This is a genomic window from Georgenia sp. SUBG003 (genome assembly GCF_000715355.2).
Taxonomy (GTDB): domain Bacteria; phylum Actinomycetota; class Actinomycetes; order Actinomycetales; family Actinomycetaceae; genus Georgenia.
Genome location: NZ_CP180204.1, coordinates 381,024 through 399,094, shown reverse-complemented (window position 1 = coordinate 399,094; position 18,071 = coordinate 381,024). Strand labels below are relative to the sequence as shown.

Genomic DNA, 18,071 nt, shown 5'->3' with positions numbered 1-18,071 from the left:
ACGGGAAGGTGGCGCCGACCGAAGAGTGGCGCCGACGGGAGGGCGACGCGGATGGCACGGAGGAAGGCCCCCGGGGGCACGCCGGCGCTGCGGGCGCTGGCCGAGGCGGGCGTCCCGCACGAGGTGCGCGCCTACGAGCACGACCCGCGTGCCGAGGAGTACGGCAAGGAGGCCGCGGAGGTCCTCGGCGTCGACCCCGCCCGGGTGCTGAAGACCCTCGTCGCGCTGGTCGACGGCGCCCTCACGGTCGCCGTCGTCCCCGTGGCGGGCCGGCTGGACCTCAAGGCCCTCGCGACGGCGGTCGGTGCGAAACGCGCGGATCTCGCCGAGCCGGCCGCGGCCGAGCGTGCCACCGGGTACGTCGTCGGCGGGATCTCGCCGCTCGGGCAGCGCACCCACCTCCGCACCGTCGTCGACGCCTCGGCGCTCGAGCACGGGGACGGTCCTCGTCAGCGCCGGCCGTCGCGGTCTCGACGTGTCGCGCGGGCAGGTCCCGGGAACCCCCACCGGCCGGCGGCGGCCGTGGGCACCGCGGCGGCGTCGTCGGAGGCGGCAGGCCGCTGCGGGCCGGCCGGCAGCGCGGAGTCGGCCGGGGCATCGGTGGCGGCACGGACCGGCGCTGTCACGAAGACGTGGGGGCCGCCGTCGTCGTCGTCGCGGCGGTGATGCTCCTCGACGACCTCGCCCTGCGCCGCCTCGGCCGCAGCGACCGACTCCTCGGGGGCCGCCTCGCCCATCGCGGCCAGCTCCGCCTCGAGCCGGGCGAGCTCCGCGGTGAGGTTCTCGCGGGCCGCGTCCTCCCACTGCGCACCCATCGGAGAGACGAAGAGGTTCCGCCTGGCGAGCAGCTTGGTCACGATGGCGTGCCGCGCCTCCACGTAGTGGCGTGCGGGCAGGTGGGCGTACTCCGCGCGGACCGCCTTGCGGTACGCCTGGTAGTGCTGCGGGTCCGAGGCCAGTACCGCCAGGTCCGCGTCCGAGAGGGCGAGGCAGTCGATGTCGCGGCTCTTGATCTCGTGCCGCTTGAGATTGACGATCAGCTCCGCGATCCGCTCCAGGGCGGGGCCCGGCACGCCGAGGGCGCCGAGCTCCTCGCGGGCGAGCTCGGCCGAGGCGACCTCGTCCTCGCCCCCGCTGCGCGAGTACGCCTTTCTGGGCGTGGAGCTGAACACCGCGCCGTGGTACCAGGCGGCGAGCCGGACGAGGTCCGGGTGATGGGTCTCCTCGGCGAGCTCGTCGACGCGCGCGAGCACGTCCACGAGGTGCTTGAGGTTGTGGAAGCGCCGGTCGGGCTCCCGCCACCGCTCGAGGAGACGGCGGCAGGTGGCCTCGATCTCCTCGCGCGGCGCGCTGGCGCCGGCGGCGAGAACGCTGCGGACGAACGCGGCGGGCAACCACTGAGGTGCGTCGATGACGCCCATGGTCAGATCCTTGCATGCTGATCGTGCGGTCGCCCGATGGTAGACCCGACCGGTCCGGCGGTGGGCCGGATGACGTTGTGGCGTGGCCAGACTCACCATCCGTGCCCCCGGCGGGACCCGGACGTCGGGCCGAGGCACGCCCCCGATCCCGGTAGAGTTCGCCGAATGTCACAACCGTTGGACCAGGCGCACGTTCTGCTCACGGGCGCCACCGGCTTCGTCGGGCAGGCCGTGCTCGAGAAGCTCCTCTCCGCCTATCCCGGCACGCGCGTCAGCGTGCTCGTCCGCCCCCGCGGCGAGATCTCGGCCGACCAGCGCATGGCCAGGCTGCTGCGCAAGCCCGTCTTCCGGGCGTGGCGCCAGCGGGTGGGTGAGGAGGCGGCGGAGAAGGCCTTCGCCGAGCGGGTGTCGGTGATCTCCGGCGACCTCGGTGACCTGCCGCCCCTGCCGGGCGACGTCGACGTCGTCATCCACTCCGCCTCGACGGTCTCCTTCGACCTGCCGGTCGACGAGGCCTTCGCGGCCAACGTCGGCGGCCCCATCTCGCTCTACGAGGCGCTGGCCGCCACGGGGGCCGACCCGCACGTCGTCCACGTCTCCACCTCCTACGTCGCAGGCCTGCGCAAGGGCGTGGCGGAGGAGCGGGCCCTGGACCACGAGACCGACCGCGAGGTCGAGCTGGCCTCCGCCGTCGCCGCCCGTGAGGCCGCCGAGAAGGAGTCCCGCAGCCCCGAGGTGCTGGGCCGCCTGCTGCGTGAGGCCCAGCGGGAGCACAGGCGCGCGGGCGCCCGGGCGGTCGCCGAGGCGGCCGAGACCGCGCGCGTCGGGTGGGTGCGCGAGCAGCTGATCGAGCACGGGCGCACCCGGGCGCTGTCGCTGGGCTGGCCGGACGTCTACACGTTCACCAAGGCGATGGGGGAGCGCGTCGCGGAGCAGCTGTGGGCAGGTGCGGGGCACCGCCTGTCGGTGGTGCGCCCCACGATCATCGAGTCCTCGCTCAAGCACCCGTACCCGGGCTGGATCGACGGCTTCAAGGTGGCGGACCCGCTCATCGCCGCCTACGGCCGCGGTCTCCTGCCCGAGTTCCCCGCCCTCGCCGACACCGTGCTCGACATCATCCCCGTCGACTTCGTCGTCAACGCGATCCTCGCCGCCGCCGCGGCCCCGCCCGCGCCGGGCGGCGCGAACTACTACCAGGTCAGCTCCGGCATCACGAACCCGCTGCGCCTCGGCTCCCTCGTCCAGATGGTGCGCGAGTACTTCTCCGCCAACCCGCTCAAGGACGCCGAGGGCGCCCACGTGGCCGTGCCGGCATGGTCCTTCCCGCACCGCGGCGCCGTGGAACGCGCGCTCGACAGGCGCGAGCTCGCCGTCGACCTGGCCGACCGGGCGGTCGGGCACCTGCCCGCCAACCGGCGCACCCGGCAGTGGATCTCCGCCCTGTACAAGGCACGCCGCGACCTCGGCACGCTGCGCAAGTTCACCTCGCTGTACCAGCCGTACACGCAGACCGAGGTGATCTTCGACGACGCGTGCACACGGGCGCTGCACGCCGCGCTGCCCGCCGAGCGGCAGGCCGAGCACGGCTTCGACGTGACCGAGATCGACTGGCGCCACTACCTCCTCGACGTCCACATCCCCGGCGTGCCCGGGCTGATGCGGGACCGCACCCCCAAGGAGGCCCCCGGCGCCCCGAAGGAGCTGCCGCGCCGCGGTGACGTGCTCGCCGTCTTCGACCTGCAGCGCACCGTCGCGGCGGCGACCCTCGTCGAGCAGTACCTGTGGGTCGAGCTCGCGGCCAAGCCGGCGTCGCGCTGGCCGGCGTCCCTGGCCAACCTCGTCGCCCTCGGCCCGCGCTACCTGCAGGCCGAACGACGCGACCGCGGTGACTTCATCCGGACCTTCATGCGCCGCTACGAGGGCGCGAGCGAGGAGGAGCTGCGCGCCGTCATCGCCCGGCGCGTCACGCCGTCCCTGCGCCGCGGCCTGCTGCTGGAGGCGGTCGAGCGGATCAGGGCCCACCGCGAGGCCGGGCACCGCACAGTGCTCGTGACCGGCGAGATCGACATCTTCGTCGAGCCGCTCGCGCCCCTCTTCGACGAGATCGTCGCCGGCCGGATGGAGACCGACGGCGACGGCTGCTGGACCGGCCACCTCGCCACCTCCCCGCTGGTCGGGGAGGCGCGCGCCGCGTGGCTGCGCCGCTACGCGCGTGAGCAGGGCATGGACCTGGAGGGGTCCTATGCTTACGGCGACAGCTACGCCGACCGGCCGTGGCTGGAGGTCGTCGGGCACCCCAACGCGGTCAACCCCGACGCAGGCCTCTACCGCTACGCCCGGGCCCGGCGCTGGCCCACCCACCAGTGGACCGCCACGGCCGAGGGACGGCTGACCCCCGTCCTGCGCAGCATCAAGGGAGAGCGGAAGTGACGCAGACAGGCGAGAGCACGACGGCGGAGTCGAAGCTCCGCGGCCGCGCGCTCGTCACCGGGGGCACCTCCGGCATCGGGCTGAGCTTCGCCCGGGCCCTCGCCTCCCGCGGCTGCGACCTCGTGCTCGTCGCCCGCGACGAGGCCCGGCTGGTGAAGACCGCCGAGCAGCTGCGCTGGCGCTACGGCGTCGAGGTGGAGACGATCGTCGCCGACCTGTCCAGGCGTGACGACGTCGCCGCCGTCGTCGCCCGGCTCACCGACCCCGTCTCGCCGGTGGAGGTCCTCGTCAACAACGCCGGCAAGGGCGTGCACGTCCCGCTGCTGGCCGAGGACACCGGCGAGCACGAGCAGGCGCTCGACCTCATGGTGCGAGCCGTTCTCGTCCTCGGCGGTGCCGCCGGCCGCGCCATGAAGGCCCGTGGCCACGGGGTCGTGGTCAACGTCGCCTCCGTCGCCGGCCTGATCCCGATGGGCGGCTACTCCGCGATCAAGTCGTGGGTGCGCACGTACTCGGAGTCCCTCTCCCTCGAGCTCCAGGGCTCCGGGGTGACCGTGACCGCACTGCTGCCGGGCTGGGTGCGCACGGAGTTCCACGAGCGGGCGGGGATCCGGGCCAGCTCCATCCCCGACGCGCTGTGGCTCGACGCCGACCGGGTCGTCGAGGACTGCCTCGCGGACGTCGAGAGGGGGCGGGTACGGTCGGTCCCGTCCAAGAGGTTCGCGACGCTGGCGTTCCTCGCCGAGCACGCGCCGCGTCCGCTGGTCCGTCGTGCGACGGCGATCATCAAGGGGAGCCGGAAATGACTGGTTCAGCGAGCCTGAGGCGCTACCACGCCGGCTGGCACCGCGCGGCGCGCCACGTCGCGCAGCGGATGGTCCTGCGGCCGGTGGTGCGGTCGGTGACGAAGACGTCGGTCGAGGGCCTGGACAACCTCGAGGGGCTGAGCCGCCCGTTCGTCGTCGTCGCCAACCACTCCAGCCACCTGGACACCGGCGTCCTGGTGAGCATGCTGCCCCCGCGAGGTGACCGAGCACCTCGCGGTCGGCGCGGCGGCCGACTACTTCTACTCGAAGTGGTGGACCAAGGCGGCGACGTCGCTGTTCTTCAACACCTACCCCATCCACCGCACGTCCGCGGGCAAGCGGGCCGGCAAGGGCCTGTCCCAGCGCCTGGTCGCGGAGGACGTGCCGGTACTGATCTTCCCCGAGGCACGCGCTCGCGCGACGGCGTCATGCGCGCGTTCAAGCCCGGGGCCGCGGCGCTGTGCGTGGCGAGGAACGTCCCCTGCGTGCCGGTGGCGCTGCTGGGCACCCACGAGGCCATGCCCGTCGGCCGGTCCTGGCCGGTGCCCGGACGTCCGCGGGTGCGCATGCTCGTCGGCCGCCCGATGCGCCCGCGACCCGGTGAGAAGGCGCGCGACTTCAACGACCGCGTGGCCGCCCGCGTGCGCACCATGCTCGAGATGCAGACCCCGTACGTCCTCGCGGACGGTCCCGTCGCCGGCTCCGCCGACGGCACCGGCCTGCGCGCCGACGACGGGACGCACGGCCGGATCACCGGTCGCGACCACAAGCAGGAGGAGGCTTCATGAAGGGTGTCGCGCACCAGAAATGGTGGGGCTGGGGCGTCGAGGGCATCGCCTTCGAGCACCGCAACAAGCCGAAGATGGCACCCTTCGTGATGGACAAGGTCGGCATCGACCTCTCCGCCCCCGGCACGCCGCCGCCGGCGTTCGAGGAGCTCGAGGTCCCGGCATCCCGCCTCGGCGAGGACCTCGCCGCGACCCTCCGCTCCGCCGTCGGGGTGGACCACGTGGTCACGGAGGACCTCGACCGGGTGGTGCACACCTACGGCAAGGGCCTCGCCGACCTCGTGCGCGTGCGCGCCGGCGACCTGCCCCGGGTGCCCGACGTCGTGGTCTACCCGGCCGACGAGGACGAGGTGCGGTCCGTCGTCGACGCCGTGGTCGCGGCCGACGCCGTCCTCATCCCGTTCGGCGGCGGGTCGAACATCTCGGGCTCCCTCACCCCGCCGCCGGCGGAGGAGCGCACCGTCGTCTCGCTCGACCTCGGCCGCCTCAACCGTGTGCTCGAGGTGGACGAGCACGCCGGGCTCGCGCGGATCCAGGCCGGTGCCCTCGGACCCGACCTCGAGGAGCAGCTGAACGCCCGCGGCTGGACCATGGGGCACCAGCCCGACAGCTTCCGGCACTCCACGCTCGGCGGCTGGATCGCCACCCGGTCCTCCGGCATGCAGTCCGACAAGTACGGCGACATCGCCGACATCACCCGGGGCATGCGCGTGGTCCAGCCCGGCAAGGTCGTCGTGCTGCGGCCCCTGCCCTCGACGTCGTCGGGGCCGTCCGTGCGCGAGATGATCCTCGGGTCCGAGGGCCGCCTCGGCGTCGTCACCGAGGCCTGGGTGCACGTGCACCGCGTCCCGGAGAACCGCGACATCATCGCCTACCTGTACCCCTCGTGGAACGCGGCGCTGGCCGCGATGCAGGAGATCTCCACGTCCGACGCGCACCCCCTCCGTCACCCGCGTCTCCGACGCCAACGAGACGGCGTTCTCCTTCTCCACGCAGAAGGCGAGCAAGGGCGTGTCCGGCAAGGTCCAGAAGGTGCTTTTCGACGTCCTCGAGAAGCGTGGCTGGGACCTCGACGCCGTGTGCCTGTCCTACGTCGGCTACGAGGGCGGCGATGCGCGCGTCAAGGCCGAGAAGAGCATCGTCGGCAAGATCGTGAGGAAGCACGGCGGTATCAAGCTCGGCCGCGGACCGGGCGCGCTGTACGACCAGAAGAAGTTCGACACCCCGTACATCCGCGACTTCCTCCTCGACATCGGCGCGATGGGTGACGTCTCGGAGACCGCGGCCCCGTGGTCTCGGCTCATGGACGTCTACACCGGCACGCTCCGCTCCGCGCGCGAGGCGTTCGACCAGCTGGGCGTCAAGGGCTTCATCATGTGCCACCTCTCGCACAGCTACCACTCCGGCGCCTGCCTGTACTTCACGTTCGCCTTCGCGCCGGGCGTGGAGTCGGCGGACGGCCAGCTCGAGAAGTACTGGGTGGTCAAGAGGGCGATCCAGCAGTCCTTCGTCGACACCGGCGCCACGATCTCGCACCACCACGGGGTGGGCACCGACCACGCGCACTGGCTCGAGGAGGACATCTCCTCCGCGGGCACCGACGTGATGGTCTCGCTGCTGCGCGGGGTGGACCCGGGGCGCAACCTCAACCCGGGTACCCTGCTGCCCGCGCACCGCGAGTGGTGAGGGCCTAGAGGTTCCGCCGGAGGTCTCCGGCGGAGCCTCGCGTGGCGGATACTTGGCGCATGCCAGGTTGCTGCGACCCCGGCGTCTACGACGAGGCCTTCAACGACGCGTCCGTGCGCAGGCGGGCCAGGTCGTACCGCCGCCGGGGCCTGGACGGTGTGTCGTCCGACGTCGTCGACAAGGTGGTCTCGCACGGCGTCGAGGGCCGGACCGTCCTCGAGATCGGCGCCGGGCTCGGCGACCTCTCGATCGAGCTGCTGCGCCGGGGCGCCGCCTCGGCCACCTGCGTCGAGCTCGCGACGACGTACGACACCGAGGCGGCCGCCCTCGCGGCCGAGGCGGGCGTGGGGGAGCGGGTGGTCCGGCGGCGCGTGGACGTCGCGGCCGACCCCGGGGCGGTGGGCCCGGCCGACGTGGTCGTCCTCAACCGGGTCGTGTGCTGCTACCCCGACGACGTCGCGCTCCTCGGCGCGGCCGCCGCCCTCGCGCGCGAGCTCGTGGTGCTCAGCTACCCACGCTCCGACGCCCTCAGCCGTGGCCTCGTCGCGCTGTTCAACGCCGCGCTCGGCCTCACCGGGACGTCCTACCGCGGGTACGCGCACCCGCAGGCCCGGCTGTTCTCGACGCTCGAACGCCATGGCCTCGAGGCCGGGACGGTGCGACGGGGCCTCGTGTGGCAGGTCGCGGCGGGCGTGCGCCGGCGAGACCGAGCCGACCTCGCGTGAGCAGGACCAGCCCGGCGGCGGCCGTGACGTAGACACCGAGGAGCACGAGGTCGGTGGTGCCGACGAGGCCCTGGTGCGCCAGCTCGTCCTCCGGGAGGAGGAGCAGGAAGTCCTGTGCCGGGGTGAAGCTGGCGTGCAGAAGGAGGCACAGGAGGATGCTGCCGGTCCGGTTGTACAGCCAGGTGTAGAAGAACGCGAGCACCGCCGGCACGACGACGGCGGCCGGTGTGCCGTAGAGCGGCACGTGCCACAGGCCCCACGCCAGGCCCACCAGCAGCGTGGCCGCCACCGGCGACCGCACCGCCTCGGACCGTGGCAGGGCGAAGCCGCGCCAGCCGATCTCCTCCAGCCCGCCGCCCACGGTGGCCACCAGCAGGAAGGTGCCCAGCATGCCCGGGACCCTCTCGGGCAGCAGCGACAGCTCGAGGTCGTGCCCGAGGAGGGCCAGCACGAGGTTCGTGGTCGCGAAGAGCGCCGCCGGGAGGCCCAGGGCGAAGAGGTAGTACCGGCCGGGCACCCGCCACCGGGTCAGGCCGCGCAGCAGCCCCCGCACGCTGCCGCCGCTCAGCCCGGTCACGACCGCCGCGGCCACGGGCGGGCCGAGGCCGCCCACGACGATCGCCGCGAAGCCGCCGCCGAGGCGGGCGAGGAGCCAGAACGGGAACGAGAGGGCGTAGGTCAGAAGGACGAAGGCGCCCACGGGGTGGGTGCGGGCCCACACCCCCAGCCGGCTAGGTCGGGAGGTTCGCGTCCGGTCCGTCGCGGTGGCCATGTCGGCCACCTCCTCGTCGTCGTGGCTGTGTCCTCCCAGACCACCTCAGGCGGCCGCCCGCTCCAAGGGCACTTCGTCCCGGGGCCGCTCGCCCCGCTCCTTCAGGCCGAGCATCATCCTGCGCTCCATGACGAAGTGCAGGGGGTCGCCGACGACGTAGTCGACCACGCCCAGCGCGGCGCGGGCCAGCGCGAAGCGGCGGGGCACCATGGGACGCAGGTAGCCGCCGTCGCGCTCGCGCACGAGCAGCCGCGTGCGTCCGCCGGGCAGCGGGCGCAGGACGAACGCCCAGGTGCCGACGACGAGCGCCCGGTTCGGCTCGAGGACCGTGACGGGGTTGCCGAAGCTGAACCGCCCGAACGAGCCGGTGTCGATGTGGTCGCCGAGGTGGACGTCCTGGAGCTCGGCATGGATGCGCGTGGCCGAGTGCGTGCCCTCGACGTAGTGCACGGTGCCCGGGAACACGAACCGCTCGACCCGGTCGTGGCTGTAGAAGCCGGCGCGCCGGTCGCCGATCTGGACCAGCCACGGCCACACCCGCTCGGGCGGCGCGTCGATGGTGACCGCCTTGGTGCAGTGTGTCATGACCTCGGCGGCGATCTCGTCGCCGGGGAGTGTCTCCCGCCGCTCCTCGGGCGTGCTGCCCCAGAAGCTCATCCACGGCCGCAGCGTGAGGTCGTAGGCGACGAGCAGGGGCAGCAGCGCGGCGGCACGGCGGGCGGAGGTGCGGAGGGGCATCAGCGCCTCCCACGTCGGAGGGGACCTGACCCGGCCAGTGGAGCACGACGTCGTCAGGGGGTTCGCGGGACCTTCGTCCCCGACCCGGCCGGGGGCGCCGGTTCCGTGGCGGCGGGAGGGACGCTCTCCGCGCCGGCGTGCGGCGGTGCGCCGGTCGGCGGCGGCTCACCCACCGGGAGGGCCACCTGCACGGTGGTCCCGCCGCCCGGTGTCGGCACCACCCGCACGGCACCGCCGTGGGCGCCGACGATGCTCGCCACGATCGCGAGCCCAAGGCCCGAGCCGCCGGAGCTGCGGGTGCGCGAGGGATCGACCCGGTAGAAGCGCTCGAAGACCCGCCGGGCGTCCTCCGCGGCGATGCCCGGGCCGTGGTCGCGCACCTCGAGCTGCGCCCAGCCCGGCTCCAGCGTGCCGACGCCGATCTCGACGGGCGTGCCCACCGGGGTGTGCTGGAGCACGTTGCCGACGAGGTTCGCGACCACCTGGCTGATCCGGTCCCGGTCGGCGCGCACCACCACCGGACCGGGCCGGCCCCCGCCGTCGAGGGGGACGACGGTGACCATCCGGTCGGGCGCCTGGGCGTGGAGGTCGGCTGCGGAGTCGCGGGCGACGGTGGTGAGGTCGACGTCGGACAGGACCAGGGGGCGGCCCTCGTCCAGCCGGGCCAGCTGGAGCAGGTCCTCGACGAGGTTGCCCATGCGGGTGGCCTCGGACTCGATGCGGCCCATGGCCTGCGGCAGCCGCTCCGGCGGCACACCGCCCATCCGGTACAGCTCCCCGTAGCCGCGGATGGTCGACAGCGGGGTGCGCAGCTCGTGCGAGGCGTCCGAGACGAAGCGGCGCATGCGCTGCTCGGAGGCCGTGCGCGCGGCGAACGACTCCTCGATCTGGGCGAGCATGACGTTGAGCGAGCGCGCCACCGAGCCGACCTCCGTCGTCGCCGGCAGGGCCGGGACGCGGCGGGAGAGGTCGCCGTCGGCGATGGCGCCGGCGGTGGCCTCGATCTCGCGCAGCGGCGCGAGGGACCGGCGCACCGCCACCCAGGCGGCGAGGCCGCCGCCGCCGACGATCACCAGCGCCGAGAGCGTGATGAGCTTGCTGGTGCGCGCCAGCGTCTCGTCGACCCCGACCATGGGCAGGGCGACCGTGACCGCGCCGAGCGCCTGGCTGCCGCCGGGGGCCCGCAACGGCATGGTGGTGGCCCGCCACCGGACGTGGCCCTCCTCGCCGCCGTCACCGGGGACGCTGACCGGCTCGGCGTCGGCGGCGGAGAGCTTCCCGAGGTCGACGTCGCCGAGGCGGGGGCGGCCGACCTCCTCGGCCGTGCGCGGGCTCATGAGCTCCTCGACGCCCACCCCGGTGACCTGGACGCGCACGTAGTACTCCGAGGGCAGCACGCTGGTGTCGGAGAGGGGGCGGCTCCCGGTGAGCTGGTCGACGGTGCGCTGGGCCAGGTCGTGCGCCGAGGCCTCGAGCTGGCGGTCCACCTGGCCGACGAGGTTCGCGCGCAGCACGGTGACCGTCACCAGGGCCGCGGCCGTCAGCCCCACGAGCAGGAGGGTCGTGATGATGGCGACGAGGCGGGCGCTGAGCGAGACGGCGCGCCAGCGGCCGTGGAGCCGCGAGACCATCAGGTCTGGACCCGGCGCAGCACGTACCCCACGCCGCGCCGGGTGTGGATCAGGGGGGGCGAGCGCGCCGTCGTCGCCGGCAAGGCCGAGGTTCTCCGGCGAGTCGATCTTGCGGCGCAGGTAGGAGATGTAGGACTCGACGATGGCGGGGTCCCCGGCGAAGTCGTAGTCCCACACGTGGTCGAGGATCTGGGCCTTCGAGACGACGCGCTCGGCGTTGACCATGAGGTAGCGCAGCAGCTTGAACTCGGTGGGGGAGAGCTCCACGGGCCGGCCCGCGCGGCGCACCTCGTGGGCGTCCTCGTCGAGCTCGAGGTCGGCGTAGGTCAGGCGCGCGCCGTCGTCCTCGGAGGGCGGCTGGGTGCGGCGCAGCACGGCCCGGATACGGGCCACGACCTCCTCGAGGCTGAACGGCTTGGTCACGTAGTCGTCGCCGCCGACGGTGAGGCCCTGGACCTTGTCCGACATGTCGTCGCGGGCGGTGAGGAAGAGGACCGGGATGCTGTCACCGTGCGCACGCAGCCGCCGCAGGACGGTGAAGCCGTCCATGTCGGGCAGCATCACGTCGAGCACCACGAGGTCGGGGGGGCTGCTGCGAGGCGGCCCGCAGGGCGGCGTTGCCGTCCTCGGCGGTGACGACGTCGAAGCCGGCGAAACGCAGGGACGCCGAGAGGAGCTCGCGGATGCTCGGCTCGTCGTCGACGACCAGCAGGCGGGCCTCGGCCGAGCGGGCGGCGTCGGCGCGGCCGGTGGGCATGGCGTTCATGCGCCCAGTCTCGCGCGGCGGCCTGAGGATTGCCTGGGAGCCGTCTGGGGGCGGGCCGGACGACGGCGGACCCGCCGCGCACCCGGACCCGCCGTGCGCCCGGGACCGTAACGGCCAGGAAACACGCCCGTCCGAGCCACGAAACACGGGTGCCCGAGCATGGTCGACGACCACCACGCCGGCGACCAGGAGGCAACCGTGCACCTGTCACCCTCCGAGCAGGAGAAGCTGCTTCTCGCAGTCGCCGGCATGGTGGCTCGCGACCGCCACGACCGGGGCGTGCGCCTGAACTTCCCCGAGGCCGCCGCGCTGCTGACCACGTGGGTGGTGGAGCGCGCCCGGGAGGGCCGGTCGGTCGCCGACCTCATGGTCGAGGGCCGTGCCGTGCTCACCCGCGAAGACGTCATGGACGGGGTGCCGGAGATGCTGCCGGACATCCAGGTGGAGGCCACCTTCCCCGACGGCCGCAAGCTCGTGACCATCCACCAGCCGATCGCCTAGGAGCACGTGATGGCAGGCATCAGCACCACCGGGCCGGGAGCCGTCCGCGTGCGGCCCGGCACCGTCGAGCTCAACGCCGACCGCACGCCGGAGGAGCGCCGCGAGTTCGTGGTCCTCAACACCGGCGACCGGCCCGTGCAGATCGGGTCGCACCTGCACCTGCCCGACGCCAACCCCGCGCTGGACCTCGACCGCGCCGGTGCCCGCGGCTTCCGTCTCGACATCCCCTCCGGGACGTCGCGCCGGTTCGAGCCGGGGGGCCTCCGCCGTCGTCCGGGCGGTCGCGCTGCGCGGCGCCCGCGGGCGTCGCTCGCGGGCCAGGGGTCCGTCCGACGGAGGGACTGACGGGTGCCGGAGGGGCGGACCGGCGATCAGTCCCAGTCGCTGCGGCGCCGCGCGGGCCAGCGCTGCGGCGGGCGGCGGGCCCAGAGCGTGCACGGCTGGACGGTGCCGGTGCGCACCCCGCGGCACCCCTTCACGTCGTCCGGCCACCGGTCCTGCCCTGTCTGCGGGTCGTGCACCACGGCCACGGTCACGTCCCAGCCGTTCGTGAACAGCTCGCAGTCGCAGAACGCACCGTCACGACCGACGCGCCGCTCGAGCCGGGTGGCCCGCGGCGCCCGGAGCTCGCGCCATCGCCTCGTCCACCGCAGCGTCGTGTCGCAGCCGAACTGCACGAGCATCCGGTTGACGTAGCAGAGGACGCACTCGTACGGCCCGGGCGCGGTCAGGTCCTGCGCCAGGCTCGCGAGCTCGATCTCCAGCGTGCGTACGCCGTCGTCCACGGACATGGGCCACTCCCCCGCTCCTGCGGTCCGAACCCTGTGTTCGAACATCTGTGCAGGATCGTTCCAGCGGGGACTGACACCGGCGGCTCAGCCGCCGAGGACCCACTCCACGATCGCGGCGTGCGTGGGCGCGAGGTTGCGCTTGGCGGTGAAGGTGATCGAGCGAGGGTCGTCGAACGCGTCGGCACTCACCTCGTCGCCCCGGTGGACGGGCATGACGTGCATCAGCATGACGTCCGGCCCCGCCTCGTCGAGCACCTCCGTCGTGATGCGGTACGGCTCGAACGCGGTGCGGCGACGCCCGGGGGTCCGGGCGGAGGTCGGCCAGACGTCGGTGTAGACGACGTCCGCCCCGCTCACGGCGTCGGCGAGGTCGTGCCAGACGGTGACGCTCCCCCGCTGGCGGTGCTTCGCAAGCTCGGCGAGGAAGTCCTCGTGCAGGCCGTGACCCGGCGGGCACACCTGGCGGACCTGGAGCCCGAACGGCACCGTCAGCTCGCACCAGGAACGCAGGACGTTGGAGTCCTCGCCGACGAAGGTGACGGTGAGGTCGTTGAGCGGTCCGCGCCGCTCGAAGATCGTGTACGCCTCGGAGAAGACCTCCACCGGGTGACCGGCGTCAGTCATGGCGTTGATCACGGGCACCTCGCACACCCTGGCCAGCTCGGACACCGCGGCATGGTCGCGTGCCCGGACCACCACGGCGTCGACGGCGCCCGAGAGGATCGCGGCCGTGTCGCTCACCGGCTCGCGCTGGCCGAGGACGAGGGGAAGGTCGACGCGGTGCGCGCCGACGGCGTCGATGGCGGTGTCGTACGCCAGCCTGGTCCGGAAGCTGGTCCCGTCGAAGATGGTGGCGACGCGCCTGTCCGCGAAGCGTGAGCGACGCCTCGCGCGCTGGTCCTTCCAGCCGGCGGACGCGAGCCACAGCGACTCCAGGTCGGGACGCGAGAGGTCAAGCAGCGTCAGCAGACTCCGGGGGTGGGACACCCGGCCAACCTATCGCAGCCGGGTCGGCACGCCCGAACGGAGGAGTCGCCGTGAGCACCTCGCGACAGGTCGCACCGGCCGCCGTCGTCCGCACCCGCAGGAGGCCGTCCTGCCGGTCGGTCGGTCGCCCGGAGGATGGCGCCCGGGAACCGAAGCAGGTCTGCGCGGGACTCGCCGGCGTGCATGCAGACCGGCGACGGCGGCCCGGTCACCCACCGTGTGCCGGCCACCTCGAGCCCGCTCAGGCGATCAGCTCGCCCAACGTCGCGACGACGTCGACCAGCGCTCCTCGCCGGTACACCGTGACGGGAAACGCGCGGTCCACCGCGGTGCCGAGCATCAGCCGCTGGAGGTCCTGGGCGGTGGTGACGGGATGGTCTCCGGACGCGATGACGACGTCGCCGAGGTAGATGCCGGCGCGCGCGGCCGGACTTCCCGGGACAACCTCCGCGACGTGCAGGCCCGTGCGCCGTCCGAGCCGTTCGGCCAGCGCCGGTGGGACGGCCATGGTCACCCCGCCGATTCCGAGCCACGCCCGCCGGACCTTCCCGGTGCTGATGAGCTCGCCGAGGATTCGCCGGGTGGTGGCGTTGACCGGCACGGCGAGCCCCAACCCGACACCGGCCACGGCGGTGTTCACGCCGATGACGGTGGCCGTGGAGTCCGCCAGCGCCCCGCCGCTGTTGCCTGGGTTGAGCGCGGCGTCGGTCTGGATGACGTCGTCGATCGAGTGGGCGCCGCGGGCCGTGCGCACGGGGATGGAGCGTCCCAGGGCGCTGACGACACCGGCCGTCACCGAGCCGGCGAAGCCGAGCGGGTTCCCGACGGCCACCACCAGCTGGCCCACCCGGAGGCCGTCGGCGTCGCCGAGCTCGACGGGGCTCGCGAGGCCCCCGCGCGTGCGCAGGACCGCCAGCTCCGAGAGCCGGTCGGCGCCGAGGACGTCGAAGGGCGCCTCCTCGCCGTCGGCCGCCACCACGCCTCCGCCCGTCACGCCCTCGACGACGTGCGCGCTCGTCAGCAGAAGGCCGTCGTCGGTGAAGGCGAACGCGGAGCCCGTGGCGCTCCCCCGCCGGCTCCGGACCAGGACGGACAGCACGCGAGGCTGCAGCGCCGCGGCCACCGAGGTCACCACCTGGGAGTAGGCGTCGAGCGGATCTGTCATGCTCGTGCAACGTCCGCGGCCCCGCCGGAATGCCGCAGGCGCGTCCGCCGTGAGTGATCACGGAGCCGGACGGGACACCGGGGCCTGCGGACGACACCGGGCGCCTGCGGACGACATCGGGGCCTGCGGACGACGGCGGCGCGGCGGACCACGGGGCGCGGCGGATGACGGGAGCGCCGACGGGCCGCCGATACGCTGACCCGGTGCCACAGCGTCCCGGCCCGGTGGGCCTGCTCCTCGCCGCTCTGGGCGCGACCCTGACGCTGACGGCGTGCGAATCAGGCTCGTCCCCCGTGGAGGACGCGACCACGCAGGCACTTCAGGACTCCCTGGCCGCCGTGCCGGGCGTCGCCGACTCGCGGGTCCGCCACTACCCGGGCGACAACGAGTACGTGAGCATCAGCCTCGACCTCCTGCCCGGCACGCACGCCCTCGCCACGGCTCCCGTGATCGACGCCACGAGGGACGCCGTGGAAGGGTCCGAGTACCGCGACGTCGAGCTCATGCTCACCCTCCGCTGGCGCGACGACGACCACGACCTCGACATGACCTCGCACGGGACGGCCCCCGTCCTCGGCGCACTGGCGAACGAGGTGCACGCGATGGCGGTGCTCGAGCAGCACGGCTTCGAGCGGACCGTGCTGACCGTCTCCGACACCGCGGTCGACGCCAGGTATCGCAGGACGATCGACGTGACGCTGCCGGCCGGTGCGCCGGGGCGGGCACTGAACCGCGTCCGGGAGGCACTCGTCACGCAGCTGCCGGACACGCAGCAGGAGACGACGCTGGACGTGCGGTACTACGGCGAGTACGACGACGACGGCCCGACCGACAGCCGTAGCCTGAGCGTCCCGGCCGACGCGCCCGCGGAGCTGGTGGAGCTGGCCGACGCGTACCTGCGCGACCCTGTTCCGCCGGGCTGGCCAGGGGCGACCGACGTCTACGTCAACGTGGACGGGTACGGCACCGAGCTCGACGACTGGTACGTCTCGGTCGACACCACCCTCGCGCCGCTGGCGCTCTGGGACGTGGCGGAGGCGGACCTGGAGGACCATCTCGGCTCCGACGTCGTGATGGACGCGGGGCACCACGCAGCCCGGGCCGCCGCGCTCCCCGGCGTCGGCGCGTTCGTCGACGTCCGCCTCGAGAGCCGGGACGGGTACGCCGACGTCGCCGGCTTCTACTCGGGCGACTGCCGCGAGGCGTGGGACGATCGCAGCGGCCGTTCACGCGAGCTCTGGCGCACATGGGTCGAGTCGGGCGGCGAGCCGACGGAGGACGGAGCCACGGCCACCGAGTGCCCCGGCACGTAGCCGTGCCTGCTGCGCCGTGCCGCCGGCATCCGCAACGTTCGGGGCACGTCAGAGCCCCCGGCCGCAGCCGGGGGCCGTTGTCCCTCTGGCGAGCGACGTCCGGGTCAGCTGACGTTGCGCGCGGCGCGGCGCCGGGCGAGCTCGTCCTCGACCTCGGGCTCCTCCTCGACGTGGGCGCGCTCCGTCGGGAGCTGGGCCAGGTCACCCTCCACCTCGCGCCAGACGCGACCGACGGCGATCCCGAAGACCCCCTGCCCGCCCTGGACCAGGTCGATCACCTCGTCGGCGGAGGTGCACTCGTACACGGAGGCGCCGTCGCTCATGAGCGTGATCTGGGCGAGGTCCTCGACCCCGCGCTCGTGCAGGGCCTGGATCGCGGTGCGGATCTGCTGGAGGGAGACGCCGGTGTCGAGCAGCCGCTTGACGACCTTGAGCACCAGGATGTCGCGGAAGCTGTAGAGGCGCTGGCTGCCCGACCCCTTCGCGCCGCGGATGCTGGGCTCCACGAGGCCGGTGCGCGCCCAGTAGTCGAGCTGACGGTAGGTGATGCCGGCCGCCCGGCAGGCGGTGGGGCCGCGGTAACCGGTGTCCTGGTCCAGATCGGGCAGCGTGTCACCGAAGAGCATGCCCTGGGCTCGCTGGGGGACGCCGGGGACGGCGTCCGCCGTCGCATCAGTGCCGCTCACAGGGTTCTCCGTTCGTCCGCGATCCCTCGACCCGCCGCTTCTGCTGCCGCACCCGAGGATACCGCTCGTTCGCTCATGATGGCCCCACGCTATGGCCGCCCCGGTACCCGGTCAACGAGGCGCACCGGTAAACCGTCCGGCATGTCGGAGCGGTGTGTCTCACCCTCGACAACAGGTTGAGGGTCGGCCCTGGCACGACGGCCGCCGCCGCTCACCGGGCGACTGCGCACCGGACGTCACGTCGGCACCGTGGACGCACGCGCGTCCTGCGGGCCCGGGGCAACCCGAGACAGAAGTCAGCGGTCCTCGGGCTCGTCCGGAGACCCTGCCGCGTTGCCCTCCTGGGGCTTGATGGCGAAGTCGTCCGGCTCGACACCCTCCAGGAATGTGCGGAACTCCTCCATCACCTCCGGCGCGGGCGCGGCGGGCGCCTGGACCGCCTCCTCGTCCGCCTGGTCGAGCCCCGCCTCCTCCATCGGCACGCCGGCCAGCGTGAGCAGCGTCTCGTCGCAGAGGACCGGGCAGTGGGCGCGGAGCGCGATCGCGATCGCGTCGGACGGACGGGCGTCGATGACCTGGCCCCCGCTGAGGACGAGCTCGGCGTGGAAGATGCCGTGCACCACCTGCGTCACGCGCACCTCCTTCACCCCGACCCCGAGGTGCTCGAGGACGGAGACGAGCAGATCGTGCGTCAGCGGGCGGGGAGGTACGAGGCCGGCCTGGGCGGACGCGATCGCGGCACCCTCCCTGGGGCCGATGACGATCGGCAGGACCCGGGTGCCGCCCGGCTCACCCAGCACGACGACGACCTCGTTGCCGGGCACGCTCACCCGCACGCCGAGCACCACCATCTCCCGCATGCGGC

General features: G+C 73.7%; 16 protein-coding genes and 4 pseudogenes. 11 read left to right on the top strand and 9 right to left on the bottom strand.

Features of this window, described 5'->3' with window-relative positions; all coding sequences use genetic code 11:
- Positions 1–51: 51 nt before the first annotated feature.
- From DA06_RS01755 to DA06_RS01720, 8 genes and pseudogenes are all read left to right on the top strand, one after another.
- Positions 52–478 (top strand): annotated as a pseudogene (locus tag DA06_RS01755) (aminoacyl-tRNA deacylase); the annotation flags it as partial.
- A 551-nt stretch (positions 479–1,029) separates the two neighbouring features.
- Entirely contained in the window at positions 1,030–1,215 is a 186-nt protein-coding gene (locus tag DA06_RS01750; protein ID WP_418606765.1) for a hypothetical protein, read from the top strand.
- Positions 1,215–1,442, top strand: a complete 228-nt coding sequence (locus DA06_RS01745; RefSeq protein ID WP_418606764.1) for a hypothetical protein — start codon at positions 1,215–1,217, stop codon at positions 1,440–1,442. The genes DA06_RS01750 and DA06_RS01745 overlap by 1 nt, the downstream gene beginning before the upstream one ends.
- A 144-nt stretch (positions 1,443–1,586) precedes the next feature.
- Positions 1,587–3,851, top strand: a complete 2,265-nt coding sequence (locus DA06_RS01740) for an HAD-IB family hydrolase (RefSeq protein ID WP_418606763.1) — start codon at positions 1,587–1,589, stop codon at positions 3,849–3,851.
- Positions 3,848–4,657: an SDR family NAD(P)-dependent oxidoreductase gene (locus DA06_RS01735; protein ID WP_052436245.1), complete on the top strand. Its 810-nt coding sequence runs from the start codon at positions 3,848–3,850 to the stop codon at positions 4,655–4,657. The genes DA06_RS01740 and DA06_RS01735 overlap by 4 nt, the downstream gene beginning before the upstream one ends.
- The gene (locus DA06_RS01730; RefSeq protein WP_418606761.1) at positions 4,654–5,445 is read left to right on the top strand and encodes a lysophospholipid acyltransferase family protein; all 792 of its coding nucleotides are present in this window, start codon (positions 4,654–4,656) and stop codon (positions 5,443–5,445) included. The genes DA06_RS01735 and DA06_RS01730 overlap by 4 nt, the downstream gene beginning before the upstream one ends.
- Positions 5,442–6,110: pseudogene (locus DA06_RS01725) on the top strand (FAD-binding oxidoreductase); the annotation flags it as partial. The gene DA06_RS01730 and the pseudogene DA06_RS01725, both read left to right, overlap by 4 nt.
- Positions 6,111–6,444: 334 nt before the next feature.
- Positions 6,445–7,131: pseudogene (locus DA06_RS01720) on the top strand (FAD-linked oxidase C-terminal domain-containing protein); the annotation flags it as partial.
- A gap of 570 nt (positions 7,132–7,701) precedes the next feature.
- Here DA06_RS01720 and DA06_RS01715 read toward each other — a convergent pair.
- The 4 genes and pseudogenes from DA06_RS01715 to DA06_RS01700 all read right to left on the bottom strand — a co-directional run bounded on the left by DA06_RS01715 (position 7,702) and on the right by DA06_RS01700 (position 11,754).
- The gene (locus tag DA06_RS01715; protein ID WP_418606760.1) at positions 7,702–8,628 is read right to left on the bottom strand and encodes a CPBP family intramembrane glutamic endopeptidase; all 927 of its coding nucleotides are present in this window, start codon (positions 8,626–8,628) and stop codon (positions 7,702–7,704) included.
- A gap of 45 nt (positions 8,629–8,673) precedes the next feature.
- Entirely contained in the window at positions 8,674–9,366 is a 693-nt protein-coding gene (locus tag DA06_RS01710; protein ID WP_052436241.1) for a hypothetical protein, read from the bottom strand.
- Positions 9,367–9,419: 53 nt separating this feature from the next.
- Positions 9,420–10,997 carry a sensor histidine kinase gene (locus DA06_RS01705; RefSeq protein ID WP_043496838.1) on the bottom strand — a complete coding sequence of 526 codons (1,578 nt, stop codon included), beginning with the start codon at positions 10,995–10,997 and terminating at the stop codon, positions 9,420–9,422.
- A pseudogene (locus tag DA06_RS01700) lies at positions 10,997–11,754 on the bottom strand (response regulator transcription factor). The gene DA06_RS01705 and the pseudogene DA06_RS01700 overlap by 1 nt, the downstream one beginning before the upstream one ends.
- A gap of 207 nt (positions 11,755–11,961) precedes the next feature.
- On the opposite strand from DA06_RS01700, the gene DA06_RS01695 reads away from it, so the two are divergent.
- Positions 11,962–12,264, top strand: coding sequence for an urease subunit gamma (locus DA06_RS01695; RefSeq protein WP_043496839.1), 303 nt, complete (start codon positions 11,962–11,964; stop codon positions 12,262–12,264).
- Positions 12,265–12,273: 9 nt separating this feature from the next.
- Positions 12,274–12,609 (top strand): urease subunit beta, encoded by a 336-nt coding sequence (locus DA06_RS01690; RefSeq protein WP_418606759.1) that lies wholly within the window; start codon positions 12,274–12,276, stop codon positions 12,607–12,609.
- 26 nt (positions 12,610–12,635) lie between these two features.
- Here DA06_RS01690 and DA06_RS01685 read toward each other — a convergent pair whose 3' ends face one another.
- The 3 genes from DA06_RS01685 to DA06_RS01675 all read right to left on the bottom strand — a co-directional run bounded on the left by DA06_RS01685 (position 12,636) and on the right by DA06_RS01675 (position 15,207).
- Positions 12,636–13,055, bottom strand: coding sequence for a DUF2695 domain-containing protein (locus tag DA06_RS01685; protein ID WP_418606758.1), 420 nt, complete (start codon positions 13,053–13,055; stop codon positions 12,636–12,638).
- 84 nt (positions 13,056–13,139) lie between these two features.
- Positions 13,140–14,042: a hypothetical protein gene (locus DA06_RS01680; RefSeq protein ID WP_052436239.1), complete on the bottom strand. Its 903-nt coding sequence runs from the start codon at positions 14,040–14,042 to the stop codon at positions 13,140–13,142.
- 241 nt (positions 14,043–14,283) lie between these two features.
- Positions 14,284–15,207, bottom strand: coding sequence for a S1C family serine protease (locus DA06_RS01675; RefSeq protein ID WP_043496831.1), 924 nt, complete (start codon positions 15,205–15,207; stop codon positions 14,284–14,286).
- 203 nt (positions 15,208–15,410) lie between these two features.
- Here DA06_RS01675 and DA06_RS01670 point away from each other — a divergent pair, with 203 nt between their 5' ends.
- Positions 15,411–16,520, top strand: coding sequence for a hypothetical protein (locus DA06_RS01670; protein ID WP_418606757.1), 1,110 nt, complete (start codon positions 15,411–15,413; stop codon positions 16,518–16,520).
- Between the two features lie 104 nt (positions 16,521–16,624).
- Here DA06_RS01670 and DA06_RS01665 read toward each other — a convergent pair whose 3' ends face one another.
- On the bottom strand, positions 16,625–17,146 hold the full coding sequence (locus DA06_RS01665) for a MerR family transcriptional regulator (RefSeq protein WP_043496827.1): 522 nt from the start codon (positions 17,144–17,146) through the stop codon (positions 16,625–16,627).
- Between the two features lie 356 nt (positions 17,147–17,502).
- Entirely contained in the window at positions 17,503–18,066 is a 564-nt protein-coding gene (locus DA06_RS01660) for a bifunctional nuclease family protein (RefSeq protein WP_418606756.1), read from the bottom strand.
- Positions 18,067–18,071: the final 5 nt, after the last annotated feature.